General features: G+C 46.4%; 16 protein-coding genes. 9 read left to right on the forward strand and 7 right to left on the reverse strand.

The annotated features are described in order from the left end of the window. Positions 1 to 114: 114 nt before the first annotated feature. The 3 genes from D0A37_RS04650 to D0A37_RS04660 all read right to left on the reverse strand — a co-directional run bounded on the left by D0A37_RS04650 (position 115) and on the right by D0A37_RS04660 (position 7,125). Positions 115 to 5,907, reverse strand: a complete 5,793-nt coding sequence (locus tag D0A37_RS04650; protein ID WP_242721697.1) for a methyl-accepting chemotaxis protein — start codon at positions 5,905 to 5,907, stop codon at positions 115 to 117. Between the two features lie 90 nt (positions 5,908 to 5,997). Continuing rightward, entirely contained in the window at positions 5,998 to 6,501 is a 504-nt protein-coding gene (locus D0A37_RS04655; RefSeq protein ID WP_242721699.1) for a chemotaxis protein CheW, read from the reverse strand. Between the two features lie 258 nt (positions 6,502 to 6,759). Beyond that, positions 6,760 to 7,125 (reverse strand): response regulator transcription factor, encoded by a 366-nt coding sequence (locus D0A37_RS04660; RefSeq protein ID WP_242721701.1) that lies wholly within the window; start codon positions 7,123 to 7,125, stop codon positions 6,760 to 6,762. Between the two features lie 925 nt (positions 7,126 to 8,050). On the opposite strand from D0A37_RS04660, the gene D0A37_RS04665 reads away from it, so the two are divergent. Together D0A37_RS04665 and D0A37_RS04670 are read left to right on the forward strand one after the other, a co-directional pair. After that, positions 8,051 to 8,785, forward strand: a complete 735-nt coding sequence (locus tag D0A37_RS04665; RefSeq protein WP_242721703.1) for a phosphoadenylyl-sulfate reductase — start codon at positions 8,051 to 8,053, stop codon at positions 8,783 to 8,785. Positions 8,786 to 9,079: 294 nt separating this feature from the next. Next, positions 9,080 to 10,057 (forward strand): class II fructose-bisphosphate aldolase, encoded by a 978-nt coding sequence (locus D0A37_RS04670; RefSeq protein ID WP_242721705.1) that lies wholly within the window; start codon positions 9,080 to 9,082, stop codon positions 10,055 to 10,057. A 55-nt stretch (positions 10,058 to 10,112) separates the two neighbouring features. Here D0A37_RS04670 and D0A37_RS04675 read toward each other — a convergent pair whose 3' ends face one another. Continuing rightward, the gene (locus D0A37_RS04675; protein WP_242721707.1) at positions 10,113 to 10,973 is read right to left on the reverse strand and encodes a Uma2 family endonuclease; all 861 of its coding nucleotides are present in this window, start codon (positions 10,971 to 10,973) and stop codon (positions 10,113 to 10,115) included. A gap of 245 nt (positions 10,974 to 11,218) precedes the next feature. Between D0A37_RS04675 and D0A37_RS04680 the strand changes: the two genes are divergently transcribed. Both D0A37_RS04680 and D0A37_RS04685 read left to right on the forward strand, forming a co-directional pair. Further along, positions 11,219 to 13,429 carry a Tex family protein gene (locus tag D0A37_RS04680; protein WP_242721709.1) on the forward strand — a complete coding sequence of 737 codons (2,211 nt, stop codon included), beginning with the start codon at positions 11,219 to 11,221 and terminating at the stop codon, positions 13,427 to 13,429. Between the two features lie 90 nt (positions 13,430 to 13,519). Next, entirely contained in the window at positions 13,520 to 14,092 is a 573-nt protein-coding gene (locus D0A37_RS04685; RefSeq protein WP_242721711.1) for a Uma2 family endonuclease, read from the forward strand. A 95-nt stretch (positions 14,093 to 14,187) separates the two neighbouring features. Here the strand turns inward: D0A37_RS04685 and D0A37_RS04690 are convergent, their stop codons facing one another. Then, positions 14,188 to 14,373 carry a DUF8622 domain-containing protein gene (locus D0A37_RS04690; RefSeq protein ID WP_242721714.1) on the reverse strand — a complete coding sequence of 62 codons (186 nt, stop codon included), beginning with the start codon at positions 14,371 to 14,373 and terminating at the stop codon, positions 14,188 to 14,190. A 12-nt stretch (positions 14,374 to 14,385) separates the two neighbouring features. Beyond that, positions 14,386 to 15,465 (reverse strand): PIN/TRAM domain-containing protein, encoded by a 1,080-nt coding sequence (locus D0A37_RS04695; protein WP_242721717.1) that lies wholly within the window; start codon positions 15,463 to 15,465, stop codon positions 14,386 to 14,388. Positions 15,466 to 15,840: 375 nt separating this feature from the next. Between D0A37_RS04695 and hemW the strand changes: the two genes are divergently transcribed. From hemW to D0A37_RS04715, 4 genes are all read left to right on the forward strand, one after another. Next, a complete protein-coding gene (gene hemW, locus D0A37_RS04700) occupies positions 15,841 to 17,184 on the forward strand; it encodes a radical SAM family heme chaperone HemW (RefSeq protein WP_242721719.1) in 1,344 nt (447 codons plus the stop codon). A gap of 226 nt (positions 17,185 to 17,410) precedes the next feature. Beyond that, a complete protein-coding gene (locus tag D0A37_RS04705) occupies positions 17,411 to 17,671 on the forward strand; it encodes a hypothetical protein (protein WP_242721722.1) in 261 nt (86 codons plus the stop codon). A 113-nt stretch (positions 17,672 to 17,784) separates the two neighbouring features. Further along, complete coding sequence (locus D0A37_RS04710) at positions 17,785 to 18,057, forward strand: DUF1830 domain-containing protein (protein ID WP_242721726.1); 273 nt, start codon at positions 17,785 to 17,787, stop codon at positions 18,055 to 18,057. 184 nt (positions 18,058 to 18,241) lie between these two features. Continuing rightward, entirely contained in the window at positions 18,242 to 19,807 is a 1,566-nt protein-coding gene (locus tag D0A37_RS04715) for an FAD-dependent oxidoreductase (protein ID WP_242721729.1), read from the forward strand. A gap of 173 nt (positions 19,808 to 19,980) precedes the next feature. Here D0A37_RS04715 and D0A37_RS04720 read toward each other — a convergent pair whose 3' ends face one another. Next, positions 19,981 to 20,850: a lipid kinase gene (locus D0A37_RS04720; RefSeq protein WP_242721732.1), complete on the reverse strand. Its 870-nt coding sequence runs from the start codon at positions 20,848 to 20,850 to the stop codon at positions 19,981 to 19,983. Between the two features lie 224 nt (positions 20,851 to 21,074). On the opposite strand from D0A37_RS04720, the gene D0A37_RS04725 reads away from it, so the two are divergent. After that, the gene (locus tag D0A37_RS04725) at positions 21,075 to 22,373 is read left to right on the forward strand and encodes a HEAT repeat domain-containing protein (protein WP_242721735.1); all 1,299 of its coding nucleotides are present in this window, start codon (positions 21,075 to 21,077) and stop codon (positions 22,371 to 22,373) included. The last annotated feature ends 12 nt before the right edge of the window (positions 22,374 to 22,385 follow it).

Here is a 22,385-nt window from a genome sequence, read left to right on the forward strand (position 1 = left end):
ACAACAACGATAGTTATTAGTGATTCCTATAACAGTCAACAGTCAACTGTCAACTGTCAACTGTCAACAGTTAACACTCAACAGTCAACTGTCAACTGTCAACAGTCACCTGAACTAACTGCGGAAATTCGCCACCGACTTTTGCAACTGGCCCAGAGAACCAGACAACTCGTCCAAAGATGCTTTGACATCCGCACCTTTTTGTGCGGTCGTATTCGCAATCTCGTTGACTTGCTGCATACTGTTAGCAATTGCCTCAGCCGAAACAGTTTGCTTGGCAGATGCGCTAGTAATATTCTGCACCAAAGCATTCATTTCTCGACTAACTTCGATGATGGCATTGAGGTGAGTTTTAGCTTCGCTTGCTAGCTTAGTGCCTTCCACTACCTCCAGCGTCCCGGATTCCATTGCCTTCATCACCCGGCTGATTTCTTCTTGAATTGTACCGACAATTTCCGAGATTTCCTCAGTAGCGCCGGCGGATCTTTCTGCTAATTTCCGCACTTCTTCGGCCACAACTGCAAAGCCTAAACCTTGTTCGCCGGCTCGCGCCGCCTCAATAGTAGCATTCAGAGCTAATAAATTAGTTTGCGAAGCAAGTTGAGAAATCGAAGTCACAATTTTGCCAATTTGCTGCGAAGATTCGCCCAAACGCTTCATCATTTTCGAGGTAGAGGCGATCGTCAACCGCAGCCCGTTAATGCCTTCGACAGCTCGATCGACAGCCATACCGCCGACTTCAGCCGTGTGAGAAGACTGCTGGGCCACTGTTTCGGCGCGTACCGAAACATCTCGCACGTCGCGGATCGAATTCACAATCCGCTCGATTTCGCGCATGATAGCAGATATTTTTGCTGCTTGAATCTCCGCCTGTTGGGTGAGTTGACTGGTATTGTTAATTGACTCGCCCGTGGCAGATGTTACCTGTTCAGCTAAAGTTTGAATTCCCGTTACCACCTTCCGCAGAGAACCGATTAAGAAGTTGAAAGAGTCGGCGACAGCACCTAAAACGTCGTTAGTCACTTCCGCCCTCACTGTCAAGTCGCCCTGAGCCGCGCCTTTAATTTCTCCCAACAATTTAAGGACTTGCTGCGTCAGAGAATCAGCTTCCGCTTTACGTTCTGCTGCCAATTTTTGTAGTCGTTCTTCTGCCTCTTTGCGCTCGGTGATGTCAAAGCGAATGGCGATATATTTGACTATTGTGCCGGTGGTATCAAAAATGGGGGAGATCGTCGAATCTACCCAGTAAAACGAGCCATCTTTGCGTCGGTTTTTGACTTCCCCTTTCCACACCAAACCGCGAGAAAGTGTCACCCACATTTCTTCAAAAAATGATTTGGGATGGTAGCCGGAATTGACGAGGCGGTGGTTGCGGTGCAGGAGTTCTCCTATGCTGTAACCGGAGATGTCAATGAATCTGTCGTTGACGTAGGTAATCATGCCTTGGACATCAGTTTCGCTGACGATCGCAGCTTCGTCTAGGGCATTTTGCCGCGTTTTGAGTTCTTGCAGCAAGCGTTCCTGTGTCTCGGCCAACTGCTGCATTCGCTCCTGCGATGCTCTTTGTTCGGTGACGTTGCGGCAAACGACTACGCCGCCTTTAAGCGCCCCCCTTTCGTCTTTGAGCGGCCGGCCGTTAACTTTCACCCACAGGCCCTCTGGTTTGCCTGCGTGGCGGGTGAAAAGGTCTACGTCGTCAAAGGCTTCTCCTTGAACCGTGCGCGCTAAAGGTATTTCGGCTGGGGGATAGGGAGTTACCGTATCGGGCAAGAATAAACCGTATTTTGCCGACCATTCGTTGGGAAGATAATCTGTCGCACCCATGCCAAAGATGTCTTGGGCGGCGGGGTTGAACAAAAGAAAATTGTTATTTTCGTCGGCAGCAATTATGCCGTCGCCAATGCTATTTATTAGCAGTTCCAAGAGATTGCTTTGCTGCCGAAATTGGTCTTCGGAACTGGCTAATTGGGCTGTTGTTTTTTCCAGTTGCACCATCGCCTGTTTGCTCTCGGTAACGTCGCGAGCGACTGCATACATGAGCTTTAGTTCGGTTACAGGTCGCACTTTCCACGACAGCCACCTGTAGGAACCGTCTTTGCAGCGGTAGCGATTTTCATAAGACTTTAATTCGGCGCCGCTGGCTACTTTTTCCGCTTGTTCTATGGTTGATTCGTGATCGTCTGGATGGACTAAATCGATATATTTTTGGCCTTCGAGTTCAATCGGCGGGTAGCCGAGCGTGTTTTCCCAAGCGGGATTGAGCCGCTTGAATTTGCCTTCAAAATCTATAATACAAACCAAGTCTAGGGAAAGGGTAAAAAATCGATCGCGCTCTAGTTCTGCTTTTTTGCGATCGGTAATATCGATCGCCACAGACCCGATACCGATGGGTTTGCCGTCAGATCCGGGCAAAGGAAAGTGTGACGCCAGCCAATATTGCAGGACGCCCGGTTCGTTCAAGAATGATCCCGATATCTCAACGTTTAACAACGGTTGGTTGGTGGCGAGAATCTGCTGCAACATCGGCACTTGGGTATCGCTCATTTCGGGTATAACTTCCCCCACCGTCTTACCTAAGTGTTCGGCAACTGAGACGCCGGTGGTTGCCGCTAATTTCTCGTTGACTTGCACGAAGCGCAACTGCTCGTCAAAAATACACATTGAGGTGGGGGCGGCTGTGAAAAATGCGTCAAAGCGACTTTGACGCAAAACTAATTCTCGTTCTAGGGCTTTGCGATCGCTGATGTCGCGACCTTCTGGAATTAGCATCAAGACTTTGCCGTTCTCGTCTTTGATGGGTTTGATGGAGAAGTCAACGGTTGCTACTGCACCGCCTGCAACTAGCACATCCACTTCGTAGCGGACTACCTCGCCGGCGGCGGCAGAGACGATCGCTTCTCGTATCTGTTGCTTGGTTTCTGGAGAAATCTGCCACCACAGGGTTTCGGAAAACTGAGCGCCTATTATTTCTTCGCTCTGCAGGCCTGCGGCGGCCAGGGCTGTTTGGTTGGCTTCCAAAACGGTGCCGTCCGGTTTGAGCAGACCTATGAATTGGAACGATTGGTCAAAAATGGCTCGGAACAGTCTTTCGCGATCGCGCAGCATCTCTTGTGCGCGTTTGCGATCGCTGATGTCGCGAGTAACTGTTGCGAACCCGATAGGCTCGCCGGTTTCTGGGTGTTTGACTGTAAATAGGGTGAAGTCAACCGGAAAGTCTTCGCCGGTTTGAAAGTTCCTCAAGCGGAATTCACCCTGCCAAAAACCGTCTCGCACAGTAGCCGGCACGATTTCTTCTTTGAAAATCTTAGCATCTTCTACTGAGAAGAAGTCATACATACTTTTGCTTTTGACTTCTTCAATATTTTGCAATCCTACTTGTTTAAGTCCAGCGGCATTCAGGTATGTTCCCTGTCCCTCCAGGGTTGCCGTGCCGATAAAATCCGAGCTGCTTTCTACGATCGAAATCAATCTTTGCTTTTCGATTTCGGCTTGCTTGCGCTCCGTGATATCGTTGTTAGTTTCTAAAATTGCTTTGGGTTTTCCCTGTTCGTCTCGCTGCAAATTCCAGCGGCTGAATACGGTGATTTTAGTGTCATAATTGGTAGTGTGAATTATTTCTCCTTCCCAATAATCCTGCTCTTCTAACTGTGCCCATATAGCTGCTAAAGGCTGGGAAAAAGTGCTGTGCAATAGAATATGGGTGAGTTTCCCCAAGGCTTCTTTTTTTGTCCAGCCGTACATCCGTTCGGCTCCCTGATTCCAATAATTAATCGTGCCGTCCATATCGCGAACGATCAAGGCGTCGCTTGCCAGGTCAAGCATTTGCAAGTTCTGCTGCAAGGCTTCTTCTGTGCGCTTGCTTTCTGTAATGTTGCGGGCGATAGTTGACAGAAATTCAATTTCTCCATTCTCGGATTTGTGAGCAATAATTACTTGAGAAACTGGTATTTCTTGGCCGTCTAAAGTTCGCCACATTGCCTCGCCGCTCCACGCCCCCTCCCGGCAAGCTGCGGGGATGCCGACGTTGATAAGAGTGTCGATACTTTTGGGCGATGTCAGGTCGGAAATGCTGAATCCGGCTAAATCTGCGTTTGCGCCAACTCTCAACATTTCTCTGGCTGCGCGGTTGAGATAAATGGTGCGCTGTTGGGTGTCGGCGATGCCTACCCAGTCTGTTGTGGTTTCTAAAATTGCTTTGAACCGCAATAGTTCTTGTTCAGATTTGCGGCGCTGTGTGATGTCGCGTGCGAAGCACAGCATTCCTAAAATGTTGCCTTCTGTATCTTGGAGGGGCAATTTCTGGGTGTCGAAGCTATGTACTTTGCCGTCGGCTAAGGTGGCTAAGTAGTTGGAACCGGGCGCGAGGTGGTTGCCGGCCCGGAAGTTTTGGATTTGGTTCTGGGAATCGGTTTCGGCTTGGAAACTGCCAAAGATTTGATCGACCGATATGCCTATTTCTGCGTCGTCTTTGCCGATAATTTCTGCTTGAGTTTTGCCGAAGGCGGTGGCAAAACCTGCATTTACTAGGGTATAGCGCGAGTTTCTATCTTTGACGAAGATGCAGTCTGGGGTAGCGTCAATGACTGTCCGCAGCAAGTTTTGGGAGCTTTCTACTTCTGCGAGTGTCTGGCGCAGTTGTTCTTCCATTTGCACGCGCGTGGTGATATCTCTAATCGCGGAAACGAGAAATTTCCTGCCGTCGCTATCTACAAAAGTAGATTTTTTGGCGGAGACAAAGCGGGTGTTTCCTGCTGGATCTTTGATGGTTTTTTGGACTTCGGTGCTGGTATTTGTCACGAAAACTAATTCGTCTTTTTCTCGATATCTCTCTGCTTCGTCTGGGGGCAAAAACTGGTCGTAGCATTTGCCAAGTAGTTCTTCTCTGCTGTGACCTATGTATTGACAAAAGGCATCGTTTAATGTTATCCAGCGGTGCTGTTGGTCTTTGACGTAAATCGGGTCGGGGATGCTGTTGAGGATGTTGTTTAAGAATTGTTCTGAAGCTTTTAATTGCTCTTGGACTGCGGTGCGATCGAGAATTTCCTGTTCCAATTGTGTGTTAGTTTGCAGGAGCTGCTCGGTTCTTTCATTCACTCGCTGCTCTAGTTCTGCGCTTAGCTGCTGCAAGGCGGCTTCGGCCTGTTTGCGCTTGGTAATCTCCCGGCCTTCTGCGAGGATTTGAAATACTTCTCCTGTTGCATTTAACAGCGGCTTAAACGACAAGTCAATTACTGTTACCTGATTGTTAGCTCCGGTGATTTCGTATTCTTCCCGGACAAAATTACCGACCGCAACTTGTTGAATGTTCGTTTTTAGGCGCTGCTGGTTTGTTGGGGATGATGCCCAGCCTGGTATCAGCCAAAATTTCAGCCCCTGCACTTCTGATGGTGGGAAATCGCCTAATTTTAGCGCTGTCTGATTGGCTTCGATCAGAGTACCGTCTGCCTCCAATAATGCGATCGCTTGAAAAGCTTGGTCGAAGATTGCGTGAAATCGCTGGGTAGTTTCGCTCAGCGCTTGTTCTGTTTCTTTTTTAGCGTTAAGGATGCGGGTGGAACCTACTAAGAAGCCGTAGCGGTTGGACAAACTCAAAAAAGCGATCGCCGCAATTACAGTGATCCAATCGAACACAGTTTGCACCACCGGAGAGTGCGGCAGTCCTAGGTATTCGGCAGCGTGGCCGCTGTGGCCGAAAGCGCAAGTCCAAAATATGCCTGCTGTGACTGTGGCGAAGATGTCGAACCCGAATTGACGGTTTCGCCACAAACCTAAGCTGATTAGCCAGGCGATCGCAAAGTAACATCCAGAAATGATGACATTAGCCGCCCCAGCTACCAGCGATGGGGACAAGTCAGGCAATGTCAAGGTGAAAGTTGTTGCGATCCAAGTATAGAGAAGTTTGATCATAAGATTAAGGATGGGCAAATCGGATGCGGGCGATCGGTAGTTAAATTTATTGATGCAAAGCCATTGCAGACTTATGTGTAGGGTGGATTTTTACCAGCGTTCGGAATGGGCGATCGCTTCTACATCGACAATCATTAACAAGCGTCCTTCGGAATTGTACAGACCTTTTAAGAATGGAGCTAGGTCGGGACTCACATCTAGGGCTGAGACAATGCGATCGGGATGGAGAGGTAACACTCCTTCGACACGGGAGACGGCTAATCCCACTCGCATTTTAGACAACAATCTCACGTCTCGCCGATCGGGCGCTTCTACAACTAAGATGCGGCTGTTTGGGTGGTAGATGTCAACTGGCTCAATACCGACGAACAGTCCGAAGTCTGCTACTGCTAAGATTTCGCCCCGCAAGTTGGTTAATCCCAGCAAAAATGGCAGGGTGTTGGGAACCAGGGAAATCGGTTGTTCCTTGAGGGAAAGGACTTCCCGCACTGCCTCTAATTCTATGCCGAACAGACTGCCTCCTTGACCGAACAGGAGGAATTGCTTTGTTATACTTGTCTGATTCCCCTCAGCGGGGGGAGCCGTTATTTTCATGGCTTATTTTTAGTTTATAGTGTAGCTTACAAATTAGAATTTTGCTGTGACCCTAAAGTCGATCGCCGATCGAGTTTTTCACAATCAGTTTGGGTGCATCAAATGTTTCGGTTAAATAAATTGCGGGTTGGGCAAATAAACAGGTCGCTATCATTAAACATAAAACTTTTATGGGGTTTAAAAACCCTGTTTATTAAAAAAACGGGGTTGATCGGCATAATGTTTTTTTGGGAAGCTGCCGATGACTTTATATTTTGTTTACACAGAAAGCAGACGCTGCACTATGTGAACGAGTTGCTGAGGTTCAAAGGGTTTGCTAACGTAAGCGTCGGCGCCTAAATCGGTTCCCCAAGCTTTATCGATCTCGGTGTTTTTATGAGTACAAAATACTACGGGCAATTTTGCAGTTGCGCGATCGCCCCGCAATTCTCTGATCACTTCAAACCCGTTCATTCGTGGCATCACTACATCTAAAACGACCAAAGCCGGAAGGGTTTTGCGGATCATGGCGATCGCTTCTTCGCCGTCGCCGGCCCGGATCACATCCAGTCCGGCATCTTGAAGAATGCGGCAGATGATTTCTAGTTCGCTCTTAACATCGTCCACTACTAAAATTTTGGACATGATTCTACACTTCCTTGCTGTTGTTGACGACGGACTACGTTTATTCAAAAGCTACCGCGACTGGTGGCGGTGAGACTATACCGCTTTGCTAGCAAATTAATGTACTTCCAAATACAATATAGCCGATCGCATAGCTGAAGGTTGGTTATCAGCGATAAAAAGCGATAAAAATTTACTTGGCTAACGGAATCGCCCTTAATAAATTAATAGGTAAGTGGTAATTAATCAGGAACCGTTCGCTCTTAAAGCAAACAGTTATTAGAAAAAAATAAGAGTAAATCGATCGAAAACAATATTTATAAACTATTGTTTGAGTCTTATTCCAAATCATGCCGTTCAGGGCATGACACACATGAGTATCGCTGAATTATGTAATTAGTACAAGCAAGAGCTAAATAGCAGTTGGAGCCGCTGCTATTACGAATATTAAGTAAAAATTTTTATAGTTAATTGAAACCACAATTTCGCTGACTAAGCCATAGTGTTTTATTAATCAGAGAAGTCAATTTTAGGAATTATAAAAATGGCATTTAAAGAGTTTTATTCTCTGTAATTTATAATTGGGGGCAGGTTCAATTGACCGCATAGTCGAATTTTACCCAGTAGAGGAGTGTTGGGCTAACCCCAACAGTCACAAGCGCGCGATCGCCATCCTTGAGCTTGATTGTGAACCCAGCCGAAAAGACTGCTGCAAAATGCAGTCAATCGATTTTAGATTTTAGATTTGAGATTTGAGATTTGAAGAAGGGCTCCCACTGATAAATCCGGGGGCGGGTGATGAGCAGTCGGAGCTTTTTTCTCGCTTCACGGATGAATCCGGGTGCCCCGGACGACATTGCTTGATTGTCAAATTAGTCGGTGAGGGAGAGACTGCGATCGGCTATAATAAAGGGCTAGAGGAAAAGAACACCGAAAACCCGAAAATATGGTTGCCATCCAAAGAAATCTCAACATTGCCGCCCTAGAAGCAGAATACAGTCAAAAAACCCCGCGAGACATTCTCAAATTTGCCCTAGAAAATTTTGACAATATCTCCATATCTTTCAGCGGGGCTGAAGATGTAGTTCTGATCGATATGGCCTCAAAAATTACCAAGAACTTCCGCGTTTTCACCCTAGACACCGGACGATTGCACTCAGAAACCTATCAGTTTTTGGATGAAGTCAGAAAACATTACGGCATTAAATTAGAAGTAATGTTTCCCGATGCGGCAGAAGTACAAGCCCTAGTAGAAGAAAAGGGATTGTTTAGTTTTTATCAAGACGGTCACAAAGAATGCTGCGGCGTGCGGAAAGTCAAGCCCCTGCGCCGCAAACTGAATACTCTCGATGCTTGGATTACCGGTCAGCGGAAAGACCAAAGTCCCAGTACCCGCAACGGTATTCCGGTCATTGAATTTGACAGTGCATTCTCAACTCCCGACCATGAATTAATTAAATTTAACCCTTTAGCAAACTGGTCTTCGGCAGAGGTTTGGGAATACATTCGCGCTTTGGGAGTGCCTTACAACAAGTTGCACGAACGCGGTTTTGTAAGCATTGGTTGCGAACCTTGTACGAAGCCGGTATTGCCGAACCAACACGAACGCGAAGGTCGCTGGTGGTGGGAAGAAGCCACCGTAAAAGAGTGCGGTTTGCACGCTGGTAACGCCCACAAATAGTAAATCACTGAGTAGGGTGCGCCTAGCGCACCCTAGTATTTGTTTGGTGCGCTAGGCGCACCTTACCCAAGAATAAATGCACTTCACAACATAAATAGTAGCGGAAGAATTCGCAATTAAAATAAACACAAATTACCTTGAGCTTGCCCTTGAACTTTGATAAAATGATCGACAGTCCGAATAAATAGTAGCGGAAGGATTCGCAATTAAAATAAACAGAAATTACGCTGAGCTTGCCCTTGAACTTTGATAGAATGATCAACATTCAGAAAAGTTTTTAAAGCAGGTACTATTATGCTGGTCTCAACTCGCGAATTGCTGAACACGGCCCGGAGAAAGGCTTATGCGATCGGCGCTTTTAACGTCTACAACCTCGAAGGAGTAAAAGCCGTCATCAATGCGGCCGAAGCGCTGGACAGTCCTGCGATACTGCAACTTCACCCCAGCGCCCTCCTATACGGAAAGTCGCCTTTAGTCGCGCTGTGCGTCAAAGCTGCCCGCACATCTTTAGTGCCGATCGCAGTACACTTAGATCACGGCACCTCAGAAAAAGACATTCACATCGGTCTAGCCGCCGGCATTAAATCAGTTATGGCAGACGGTTCTCCTTTGCCCTACGAACAAAACTTAATATTTACCCGGGAAATGGCTAAATTATCCCACGCTAACGGTGCGGCAGTTGAAGCAGAAATGGGCAGAATTAGTGGCAGGGAAGAAGGTTTGACAATCGAGGAGAAAGCCGCAAGGATGACCGATCCCGTAGCAGCAGTAGAGTTTATCAAAGAAACTAAGGTGGATTTTTTAGCCGTAACAATTGGTAACGTTCACGGCAAATATTTAAGCCAACCAAAACTCGATTTTTCGCGTCTGGCCAAAATCCGGGCTGCTGTTTCAGTGCCATTAGTGATGCACGGAGCTAGCGGTTTGCCGAACTCAATGATTCATCAATGTATTAAATTCGGAATATCTAAATTTAATGTGAATACGGAAGTTCGCGAAGCTTATATGGACGTGTTAAAAAGTAACATTTCTGAGCCACATCCGGATTTGTTGGAAATAATGGAAAAAGCTATCGATGCCATGCAATCGGTCATTGCTGACAAACTGCAACTTTTCGGTTCTGTCGGTAAAGCTTATTTGCATCAATCTTCCTACGCGGATGACTTGACTGCCAAGAGTACCAGCAACAAACCAACAAGCCGCAACCAATCAAGTTTTGATCAAAGGTTAAAGCCTGTGTATAGTGAGGCCTTGAGTCTTATGTTGAAGTAAAAAAAAACTAACGTCCTGACGGCGAACCAGTTTTTAGTCAGGACTTCACTCCTCTCTAACCGTTTAAAAATCGATCGGGATCGATGCCAGATTCCCGCAGCCGCCGAATTAAAGATTGCAATTGAGCTTCTGCTTGTTGAGCCCTAGATTCCGCTGACTCAGCCCGCTGCCGTTCCTGTTCCGCTTCAGTCAGAATCCAATTGCCATCAACATCATACCAGCGCAGCCACAGGCGATCGATTCCCTGAAACTCTCCTTGCCACAAACCCAAACCCAAACTTAGGTCAGCAATCCACACTCGCGAGTCGGGCAATTCTAATTCTTGATAGTGTCCGCCCTTCAATTCAAACACTCGCAACCTGTTAGTATAGCGGCTGAAAACGGCATAAATAGGAACCCGCAAAATTTGCTCGTAAACCTCCCATTTTCTGGGCGGTTGCTCCTTCGTCTCCGGCTCCAAAACTTGCCCGTTACCCGCAGTGTTTCCCGACTGAGGTGGCAACTTTTCCTCATCGGTATTGTCGCCTAAATCTTCTTTTTCGGTTCCCGGCGAAAGCAGTTCTACAATTACAAAAGGATTCACGCCTTCCTGCCAAGTAACATAACTCATCCGCAGTTCGGAGCGATCGTAAAGTCGGGGAACTCCCACAACTCCCAACCAATCCGGCCGCTTGTGCCACAGAGTGTGATGCACGTCATAATAAAGGTTCATGTCGGTGCCGCTAAATATCTCAGAAGCTGGATAATTCCGAGGTCGAAACGTCAGGGTCAACAACTGCGGCTGTAAATCGTGAAATTCGTCACGCAAACCAGGTTCCTCCGGGTCTTCGCTGGGTAAATCGTACATCGTCGGCAGCGTTTCTCTGGGCGATCGCGGCGGATCGGTTTGCGGCACAGGATATTTAAAAGGCAACATATAATATTGAGAAATGACTGCATTTATGCTAACATCATGGCAGCATCCCCAGGAGAGCTTTCACCGGAGTGCAAGCCGGAGAGCTAGAAGCGAGATATATAGGCTTTGCTGTGTGGGATGATCGCACTCCTAGAAAGCGATTTTAACAAAAATGGGATGATTCCCTTTTCCCCTTTTCTTCCTCTCTTCTGTGAAGTTAATCTAAAATCTAAAATCTGAAATCGACTGATCCGAACTTCTGCATTATGATCGACATTCCTCAACTGATTGCTCAAGAACTTTCCATTAATCTGTCTCAAGTCAATAATGCTCTGGAACTTTTCGCAGAGGGAGCAACAATTCCGTTTATTGCCCGCTACCGCAAAGAACGCACGGATTTGCTGAATGAAATTCAGTTGCGGGACATCTCCGATCGCTTCACCTATTTGACGGAAATTGAAGAGCGCAAAAAGTCGATTTTAGAGACGATTAGCTCTCAAGGCAAACTCACTGAAGAACTGCAAGCTAAAATCGAATCGTGTTTGCAAAAAAACGAACTCGAAGACCTTTATCTGCCTTACAAACCCAAGCGGCGGACGCGAGCGACAATTGCTAGGGAAAAAGGTTTGGAACCGCTGGCAGAATTTATCAAAACTCTGAACTTACCGACGGCTAAACCAGCAGATTTTGAGGCGGAAGCAGCTAAATACATTTCGGAAGAAAAGGGAGTGAAAACAGCAGAAGAGGCTCTCAAAGGTGCTGCGGATATTTTGGCAGAAGCGGTTTCGGAAAAAGCTGAATTGCGGGCTTATTTGCGAGAGTGGTTGATGAAAACAGGAGTTTTTGTCTCGAAAATTAAAGATGATTTCCCGGAAGGAAGCACTAAATTTGAAATGTACCGCAATTACCAAGTTGCAGCGAGAAGCGTTCAATCGCACAATATGTTAGCGCTGTTTCGCGGGGAAACGGAAGGGGTTTTAGATTTGGAACTGGCTTTTGATGAATCTGCAGTGATGGCTTATTTGGAAGCTCAGGAAATTAGAACTAGGATACCGGAAGTTAAAGAGTTTTATCGATCGACTTTGAAAGATGCCTTCAACCGACTGATGAAGACTTCGTTAATTACTGAAGTACGATCGCACAACAAAGCCGTCGCTGATATCGAGTCGATCACCACTTTTGAAACAAACCTCCGCGAGTTGCTGCTGTCGGCGCCGGCGGGCATGAAACCGACACTGGCGATCGATCCGGGATTTCGCACGGGCTGCAAAGTTTCCGCCCTTGATGAAACCGGGCAATTTTTAGAATATCAAGCAATTTTCCCGCACCAAGCGGCCGCTCAGCGACAGCAAGCTGGTAAAATTGTCAAGCATTTAATTGAAAAATATAAAATTGAATTAATCGCGATCGGCAACGGTACAGCTTCCCGGGAAACAGACGAATTTGTTTCGGAAGTTTTGGCAGAAATGGAAAGAAAACCGATTAAAGTCATGGTGAATGAATCGGGTGCATCGATTTATTCAGCAAGCGAAGTGGCGATCGCCGAATTTCCCGACCTCGACATCACCGTTCGTGGCGCAGTCAGCATCGGGCGGCGCTTGCAAGACCCCCTCGCCGAACTCGTGAAAATCGACCCGAAATCAATAGGAGTCGGTCAATACCAGCACGATGTTGACCAAAAATTGCTCAAAAAGAAACTCGACGAAACAGTCGAAAGCTGCGTCAACTATGTCGGAGTTGACTTAAACACAGCATCGAAAGAACTGCTGACATTTGTATCGGGAATGACGGCAACAGTTGCCAAAAATATCGTCAATTACCGCAACGAAAATGGCGCATTTAAAAATCGCCGCCAACTCTTGAAAGTTCCCAAACTCGGGCCAAAAGCTTTTGAACAAGCAGCCGGATTTCTCCGCATTCGGGGCGGCGAAAACCCCCTGGACAATACCGCAGTTCATCCCGAAAGTTATCCTGTAGTGCAGGCGATCGCCAAGGATTTAGACTTGCCGCTGACTCAAATAACACAAATTTCGGAAAAAATCAAGACGGTAAACATCAAGAAATATGTCACAGAAAAAGTGGGAGAACCCACACTGCGAGACATTATTTCCGAACTAGAAAAACCTGGAAGAGACCCGCGCGCCGAGTTTAAATATGCGACTTTCCAAGCAGGAATCACAGAAATATCCGACTTGCAAGTTGGGATGGAATTAGAAGGCATAATCACGAATGTAGCTAACTTTGGAGCCTTTGTTGATGTGGGAGTCCACCAAGATGGTTTGGTTCACATTTCTCAATTAGCCGATCGCTTCGTAGATGATCCCAAACAGATTGTTAAAGTCGGACAAGTTGTGAAAGTGCGGGTTTTGGAGGTGAATGAGAAGTTAAAGCGGGTTAGTTTGACGATGAAGCTACAAGAAAAACCGCAACCGCAAAATGGCAATAGTGCGAGGCTTCCGGCCCCGCGCCGACGTTAAAACTAGGGCTGAAAGCTGAAAAAGGGCGATGGCGTCCCGCCCCGCAAGCTACGGCTATAATTGTGTAATCCTCACCAACCTCAAAATTATATGGTTGCAAGTAAAAGCGACACCTACGTCTCTCCTGAAGATTATTTAGCAGCCGAGAAAGTCAGTTTGATCAAACATGAGTACAGGCAAGGGAAAATCTATACAAAAGCAGGAAAAAGCAAACCTCATGTCATTATTATGGGGAACGTATCTGTACTTTTGAAAAATCATCTTCGGGGAAGTGGCTGCATACCTTACATGGCAGATATGAAAGTTCGGGAGGAGACATCTAATTTTTTTTACTATCCCGATGTAGCGGTTAGTTGTGATGAACGAGACAAAAATGCTGATGAAGATTTCATTCGCTACCCGCGCTTAATTGTGGAAGTTTTATCGCCGACAACAGCGGCTTTTGACAGAGGCGATAAATTTGCAGATTACCGAACTTCAGAAAGTTTGCAAGAGTATGTATTAATCAATCAAGAAAGAGTTAGTGTAGAGTGTTTTCGCCGGAATGCAGAGGGTTTGTGGGTGCTTTATCCTTACAGTCAAGGACAAGAGGTTCAGTTTGCTAGCGTTAATTTTAGCTGTGCGATAGAGACATTGTATGAAGATGCGATCGAGATTGGTTGATTTTAATTACTCCTGAATCACTGATATTGATATGATTGAACCGCGAAGACGCTAAGGACGCGAAGGAAGAGAAAAGAAGAAGAAGCTGGTAATTGCTATTTTTTCTTGCTAGCTTTCCAAGTGCCGCCGTAGAAGTAAAAAGGATTGTTTGCACTTACCGATTCCCAACATTTAAGACACAAAAAAAACCACTGCCCCGACTCGTCATACCGGGCGCGGTAGAGAGTCGGGGCAGATTGGGAACAGCGATCGCAATATTTGATTCTGATTGCCCTGGCCATTGTTACTCAGTTTCAAACAATAGCGGACTCTTGAGGGCGGGCGAATATCATGCGGCCAGCGCTAGTTTGCAGGGCGCTGGTGACTACGACTCGGGCTTCGCCGCCGACATAGCTGCTTCCTGCTTCTACGACAACCATTGTGCCGTCATCCAAGTAACCGATTCCCTGAGAGGGTTCTTTGCCTTCTTTACGGATTTTTAGTTCGATCGTATCTCCCGGCAAATAAGTGGGGCGCACCGCATGAGTCAAATCGTTGATATTCAAAACCGGCAGTTTTTGGACGGTAGCTACTTTCGATAAGTTGTAATCGTTGGTGAGCAAAATGCCGTCGATATCCAAAGCAAATCGGACTAATTTCGCATCGACTGTGGCTATATCTTCGTAGTCTGCCGAGTGAATTTGAATCCGTTCTGGATATGTTTCTTTGATGCGGTTTAACACATCTAAGCCGCGGCGCCCGCGCACTCGCTTTTGATCGTTGGCGGAATCAGCTACAAGTTGCAGTTCTTGGAGAACGAATTGCGGCACGATAATTTGACCTTCGAGGAAACCTGTTTCTAGGAGGTTTTCAATCCGGCCGTCAATAATGCAGCTAGTATCGACAACTTTGGCAGTTGCGGGTTTGAAAGTACCTTCGGCTAGCAACACCGTGTCAAAGCTTTTGGGGTTGATCAGTCGCAAGAAAGCGCGGCCGTGGGTGTCGGTCAAACTGACGCCTGTGAAGCCAAATATTACGCTTCCCAAGACGGCGACTAGAGGTTTGATGAAGCCGAACTCGCGGGGAATGGGCAGCAGGAAAAGCGGAGCCAACATTAAGTTTGCTACTAGCAGTCCGATGATTAAGCCGATCGCCCGCGTCAGCAGCATCTCCACTGGCATATCGCGGACTTGTTTTTCCAGGCGCCGATAGGTTGTTTGAGCCACTAATCCCATCACGAAGCCGATTAATGCTCCAAAGGAACCTAGTACAGAACTTAAGCCTTGTATATTTGTAACTTGCTCCAGCAGCTCACTCGGCAGGAGTTCGACTCCGTAATAGCCGATGCCTCCGCCTGCGATTATGAATGAGATTATTATGATTGCGTCTAGCATTAGTTCTAGGTTAATGAATTTATTCGTATTATATCTTTCTAGTGCTGATACTTGTTTTCATGCTTTGGTCGGATCTCGCTATATTTACTCAGAGATTTTCATAAACTTATATTTCGCATTTGTACCCTTTAGGGGATGTGCCAGGGAGTCGCTCGGCATTTACCATGCCCCGCCGAAAGCAAGCACGAAGTGCGAATAGACTGCCCTGCGGGCTGTTCGGGAATTTTGGTCTATCAAAATTCGTAGGAGGTTAAATTAAAAGAGCCGCTCGTTCGCAGCGCTTTTTTGGTAAGGAAATGTCATAATATACATAATTATTCATGATTGTTTAATTAAAACTTTAGATTTGAAGTTGCGCTTTCGGCTTGAAATGTAATGCCTCCTACCAAAGATTATTTAACAGTTGAATTAAAAAAAAGTGTGCAAGCGACAAATTCCGGGATTCCTAGTTCGGCTTACTTGCACATACCTTTTTGTCGCCGCCGCTGTTACTACTGCGATTTTCCGGTTTTTGTGGTGGGTGATCGCAAAAATGGCGAGAATTCCGGCACCATCGTCCAATACGTGGCTGTACTGTGTCAAGAAATTGAAGAAACTAAAAATTTAGGCGCATCTCTGAAAACAGTTTTTTTTGGCGGCGGCACACCTTCGCTGCTTTCTGTCAGTCAGTTGAGCAATATTTTAGAGACTCTCGACGGCAAATTTGGGATTGCTGCTGAGGCGGAAATTTCTATAGAAATAGACCCGGGTACGTTTACTTTAGAACAGTTGCGGGGATATGCAGCGGCGGGAGTAAATCGAGTTAGTTTGGGAGTGCAAGCTTTTCAAGATGAATTGCTGCAAGTTTGCGGGCGATCGCACTCTGTCGCTGATATTTTTGAAGCAGTGGAAATAGTGCGATCGGCTGGTATTGTCAATTTTAGTTTAGACCTAATTTCGGGACTGCCGCACCAAACTTTAGAAAACTGGGAAGCTTCTCTGAAATCGGCGGTGGAAATTAGCCCGACTCACCTGTCGAGTTACGACTTAATTGTTGAACAGGGAACTGCTTTCGGGCGCTACTTTGAAGCAGGCGCGCAGCCGCTACCAGCAGATGAAACGGCGGCTGGAATGTACCGTTTAGCAAGGGAAATTCTGACGGGGGCTGGCTACGAACATTACGAAATTTCTAATTACGCTCGATCGGGCTATCAGTGCCGCCACAACCGCGTTTATTGGGAAAATCGCCCTTATTACGGTTTGGGAATGGGGGCGGCGAGTTACGTGGAAGGCCGGAGGTTGACTAGGCCTCGCAAAACTCAAGAATATTATCAGTGGGTGCGATCGATCTCTGGCCTCAACTCCCCAGCTACTCCACAAATTGGGGGGGAAACCCAGCAGGATATTTATCCAGCAACTGAGCAAAATTTTCAAGTCTCAGAAAATGACATTTTGTTAGAAACGCTGATGCTAGGTTTGCGTTTAGCAGAAGGAGTTAGCCTGTCGGCGCTGACTGAAAAGTTTAGTCAGCCAACGGTTGATAAAATTTGGCGTTGTTTGCAGCCCTACTGGCGGCAAGGATGGGTGGAAATTATGACGGAGGATGGGGCGATGGCAACTTTAGGCGAGGGCGCGGAACTGCCACTTGCGGGCAATTTGAGGTTGAGCGATCCCGAAGGTTTTTTATTTTCTAATACAATTTTAGCCGATTTGTTCAGCAAGTTAGGCGAGGATAATTAACTCTGTCTGAGGAAGTATATCTTCAGCAAGCGCGATCGGCTCTAAAGCCGTGTCCGCCAATGCGATCGGAAGGAAATTCAATTGCTCCCTAGCTTGATCCTCTCAAAAATAATATATTTTCTATCGATCCCTAAACAAATCTTAAAGGCGAACTAAGCCTTGGGATAGACGCAACGACGGCACTTCAGCCGTCATACTTAAGACTGAACATTTAAAAAGTAATTTAATGAACACTTTAACTATCGAGCGCAACCAAACCCAAAACCAGCCCTGCGTTGTAATTAGCGAGCGCGGCTGCAATCAGACTTCCAAATGTAATTTTTGCGGTCACTACCAACAGGCAAGAGGTTCCGTTGGTCACTGTCAATTGTTGAACGCACCTGTTAGGGGAGGATGGAAATCTTGCACTTTAGCAATGCCAGCTTTTGCACCTTCTTGGGAATACGTGGAAGGCGGTGATGTTTCCCCGGCGAAATTAATTAATTAACCCAAACAATGTAAAAAAAATGTATAAAAAATTGTTTTTTAACTGGTAATATGCTATATTACTTGTAGGGCCGTCGCCGATCGTTCGCACAATTGCACAAACAAGTTAAAAAGATGAATTTGACACTAAATCAGGTAATTTCCGAAGGTGATACGCGCATTTTGTGTTGGTATCTTAATAATACTGGCACAGTGCAAATCGCTCGCATTACAAATATTCCTAATTGGTATTTTGAGCGCACGGTGTTTCCGGGGGAACGTTTTTTGTTTGAAGCGCTACCGGAAGCTCAGTTAGAAGTTTGCAGAACTGCGGAGACGGGTGGTATAGTGTGCGAGCGAATTTTGTGCGATCGGCTGCGAGTTGAAGAATTAAGCACGGCTGATTGAAGATAACTCCTTATACTTACCAACCAGAGGTAGAAACCCGGTTTTTTTTTCAGAAACCGGGTTTCTCTGTATGATTATAAAAACTCCGTGATTCTCGCCACCCATGCGTCAGCCCTGAAACTGTCGCAAATGTTAATCTAAGCTAAATTATAAAAAATCAAGCACTGTTTAATACTAAAACCCGATGTCCCTCACCGAACAAATCCTCTCCCAACTACCAGGAGACGCCCTCGGAGGCCTGAGAAAAGTCGATCGACTCTGGGAAAACCTCAAACAAAACACCGCACCAGCACCCCAAGCAGTCAAACACAGCCAACAACCCCTGGAAACCCTCGACTTCGACATAGTTATCGGCGGCGGAACCCTAGGAATATTAATCGGTACAGCCTTAGTCCTGCGGGGTTGGCGAGTAGCCCTGCTCGAACGCGGCACCCTGCGAGGCCGCGAGCAAGAATGGAACATTTCTCGCAAAGAATTAGACGCATTCTTAGAACTAAATTTGCTATCAGTTGAAGAGATAGAAAAGGCCATAGCCACCGAATACAACCCCGCCCGCATCAGCTTTGCCAACACCCCCGACATCTGGATTTCTGGCGTACTAAACATCGGAATAGATCCAATTTACCTCCTCGAAACCCTCAAACAGCGATTCCTCCAAGCTGGGGGAAAGCTATTTGAAAATACACCATTTAAAACAGCCACCCTTCACCCGGATGGAGTCTTGGTAGAATCGGCAAATACCGATACACAACCTGCTACAAAAATATTTAAAGCCAGATTATTATTAGACGCAATGGGACATTTTTCGCCCATTGTCCGCCAAGCAAGACAAGGCAAAAAACCCGACGCCGTATGTTTAGTAGTCGGCAGTTGCGCTCAAGGATACCCTAAAAACGACACTGGCGATATATTTGCATCCTTCACCCCAATGCAAAATCAGTGCCAATATTTTTGGGAAGCCTTTCCAGCCAGAGACGGCCGCACAACCTACTTATTTACCTACATAGACGCCGACACAGAAAGATTCAGTTTAGAAACATTATTTGAAGAGTATTTGCGCTTGCTTCCCCAATATCAAAACGTCGAACTCGAACAGTTAAAATTCCAAAGAGCACTCTACGGATTTTTCCCCTGCTATCGCCAAAGTCCTCTAAAAACGCCTTGGAATCGCATACTTCCAGTCGGAGACAGCAGCGGTAGCCAATCTCCCCTCAGCTTCGGCGGTTTCGGCGCCATGGTACGCCACCTCAAACGCTTGACTCTAGGAATTGAGGAAGCTTTGACAAGCGACAGTCTCGACAAAAATGCCCTCGCACTTTTGCAACCCTACCAGCCGAATCTATCAGTTACCTGGTTGTTTCAGCGTTCGATGAGTGCTGCGATTAATCAAAAAATAGATCCCAATCAAATCAATCAACTTTTGGCTACCGTATTTCAGGTAATGGAAGAGTTGGGAGAACCGGTACTCAAACCTTTTCTTCAGGATATTGTGCTGTTTCCGGCTTTGTCAAAAACCTTGTTTAAAACAGCAATTAGCCATCCCGGATTAGTTATGAAAATTATCCCGCAGGTGGGAATAGCTAATTTGCTCGATTGGATGGTTCATTATCTAAATTTATGGATTTATACGGGCTTGCAGCCTTTGGGGAAAGCCCTAGAACCGCAGGTAAAAAATTTAGCACCGGGACAGCAATACTATTTTCACCGATTAGTTGAAGCATGGCAATATGGCGCTGGAGGCGATTATTAAGTGATTAATTGTGGCACGGGCATCTTGCCCGTGGCTAATATATGAACTGGCAAGATGCCTGTTCCACAACACAATATAATTTATTAATGAATTGTGGCACGGGCATCTTGCCCGTGGCTAACAGATGAACAGGCAAGATGCCTGTTCCACAACATAATTATATTAGTTGTAAGTTATGAAGGAGATATAACTGCTAAAGCTTCGGGAATCACTCGGAATTGTGCAGGCGTGTGAGTTGTAATTTCACCGTCGGTATTAATCGGACGGCGTTTGCTAGTATTAACCTCAAATTCTTGAGCGTACAAGACGCGAACTTTAGGCGACTTGGTATAATTTCCTTGCCTCATAGCCGGCAGCAAACCAATGATTTCCCACCAATTTATTGTTTCCAAACTGTACAAATCCAGTCGCCTGTCGTCGATGGTGGCATCCTCGGCAACTGTCATGCCACCTCCGTAATAGCGGCCGTTGCCAATGGCAATTTGAATAGTTTTAACCTTAAAAGATTGGTTGTTTATCTTAATTTCTGCTCGGAACGGTCGCGCTGAAAAAATTGTCTGCAAAGCAGTAAAAGCATAAGCTAAAACTCCCCAGCGCTGCTTCACCTGTTTCGTCAGCCGCTGGGTAATTTCCACGCTTAGTCCCAAACTTGCAACATTAAAAAAATGTTGGCCGTTAACCCAACCCAAGTCTATTAGCCGAACTTTACCGCTGGCAATTACTTGACAAGCTGCGGATAAATCTGTAGGAATTGCCAGAGTCCGGGCTAGGTCGTTAGCAGTTCCCATCGGCAAAATACCCAAGGGTAACTTGGTATCTATCAAACCTTCTATGGCAGCGTTGAGAGTGCCGTCGCCGCCGCCGATTATTACTAATTCGACTCGATTTTGGTAGCGGCGAATAGTGTCGGAAAGTTCGTGGGCGTGGTCAGTAGATTCTATAATTAACTCAAAACCGAGTGCTTCTAATTCTCCACTGGCTTGAGATAATAGCTTTTGCCCTTTTCGGGAGTGCTGGTTTACTAAAAGTAGAGCTTTCTTCATTTGTTAATTTTTCATGAGGAATATTGCGTATTTTAAATTACAAAAAGTATAGCTTGATGCTTTAACTGGATGAAATTAATGCTTTACTTCTATTTTACCAGTTATGATGGATTGACAAAAATGTCAAAAAATGGATAATTGTAGCAAAAGATTCCTAAAAAGTACCTCCTGCTCTGACCTAGCAGCAAAAAACCTCGCTTCTCGATCGAACTTAATTTAAAATCATGTGTAATATTTTAGAAAAAGCGCAAGTCGCTGCCGATCGCCAAAACTGGCCTGGGCTAGTCGAATGCTTGCAGCAAGTGACAGCCAAGGGCAGTAAGCCGCAGGAACAACACATTTTAGAACAATCTGTCAGTTTAGCAATACAAGCCTTGGAATGGGGCGATTTTCAAGACCGTTGGGAAATTGCTAAAGTATTGCCCAATCTGGGAAATGGCGCGATCGCACCTTTAATTGCCGTGCTCGAAGACGAAGACGCAGACACGGAGCCCCGGTGGTTCGCCGCCCGCATTCTCGGAAAGTTCGATCGCCCGGAAGTGATTCAAGCTTTAGTAGAATTGGTCAAAAATTCCGACGAAGAATTGAGCCAAATCGCCGCCGAAACCCTAGGGAATTTGGGCCAAACAGCCATAGAATCCCTAGCAACTCTCTTGCAGCAAAAAGACTCGCGACAGTTTGCAACAGTAGCACTCGCCCAAATTCGGCGCACCGAAACCATCGCACCGCTGTTGAGCGTAGTCGCAGACTCTCAAGTTGCGGTGCGGGCAGCCGCAATCGAGGCCCTGAGCAGCTTTCACGACTCCCGCATCCCGCCGGTACTGGTAGCAGCGCTCAAAGATCCGGCGACAGCAGTCAGAAAAGAAGCCGTGCGAGCTCTTGGCGCGCGTGCCTATTTAGACGCAGAATTAGATTTAGTTAACTTGCTCAAACCTTTACTTTCGGACATTCGATTAGAAGTTTGTCAGCAAGCGGCGATCGCGATCGGGCGAGTGAAAACCGATGCTGCAGCGGCTGCTTTATTTGAATTGCTGCGATCGCCCACAACTCCCGTTGAATTGCAAATTGAAACAGTGCGCGCCCTAAGCTGGATGGAAACTGCAACCGGTTTAGCATATTTGCATCAGACATTACTCCCCGAATTTACTAACATAAATTCTACTGTTTATCAAGAGATAGTCACTGTTTTAGGGCGAGTAGAACAGCCGGAATTAAAAGCTGTAGCTGCTAAAATTCTGATTGATTTGTTGAAAACAAATCATCCGGCCGTGCAGGAGGCAGTTAGCAAAAACTCTTTAGCTTTAGGTTTAGGAAAATTAGGAGATATGAGAGGGCTAGACGCTCTGATTTCAATGTTGGACGACGCAGACAGCAGCGTCAGGCTGCACTGCATGGCAGCGATCAAACAGCTAGGTGCTGCCGAGGCCAGGCAGAAATTAGAAAACTTAGTTAAGCAAGAGAGTCTCGAACCAAGATTGAAACAAGGAATTGCGATCGCCCTGCAAGAATGGCAGGAGAATTAAGAGCGAGCGAAT

The organism is Microcoleus vaginatus HSN003 (assembly GCF_022701255.1).
In the GTDB taxonomy this organism is placed as follows: domain Bacteria; phylum Cyanobacteriota; class Cyanobacteriia; order Cyanobacteriales; family Microcoleaceae; genus Microcoleus; species Microcoleus vaginatus_B.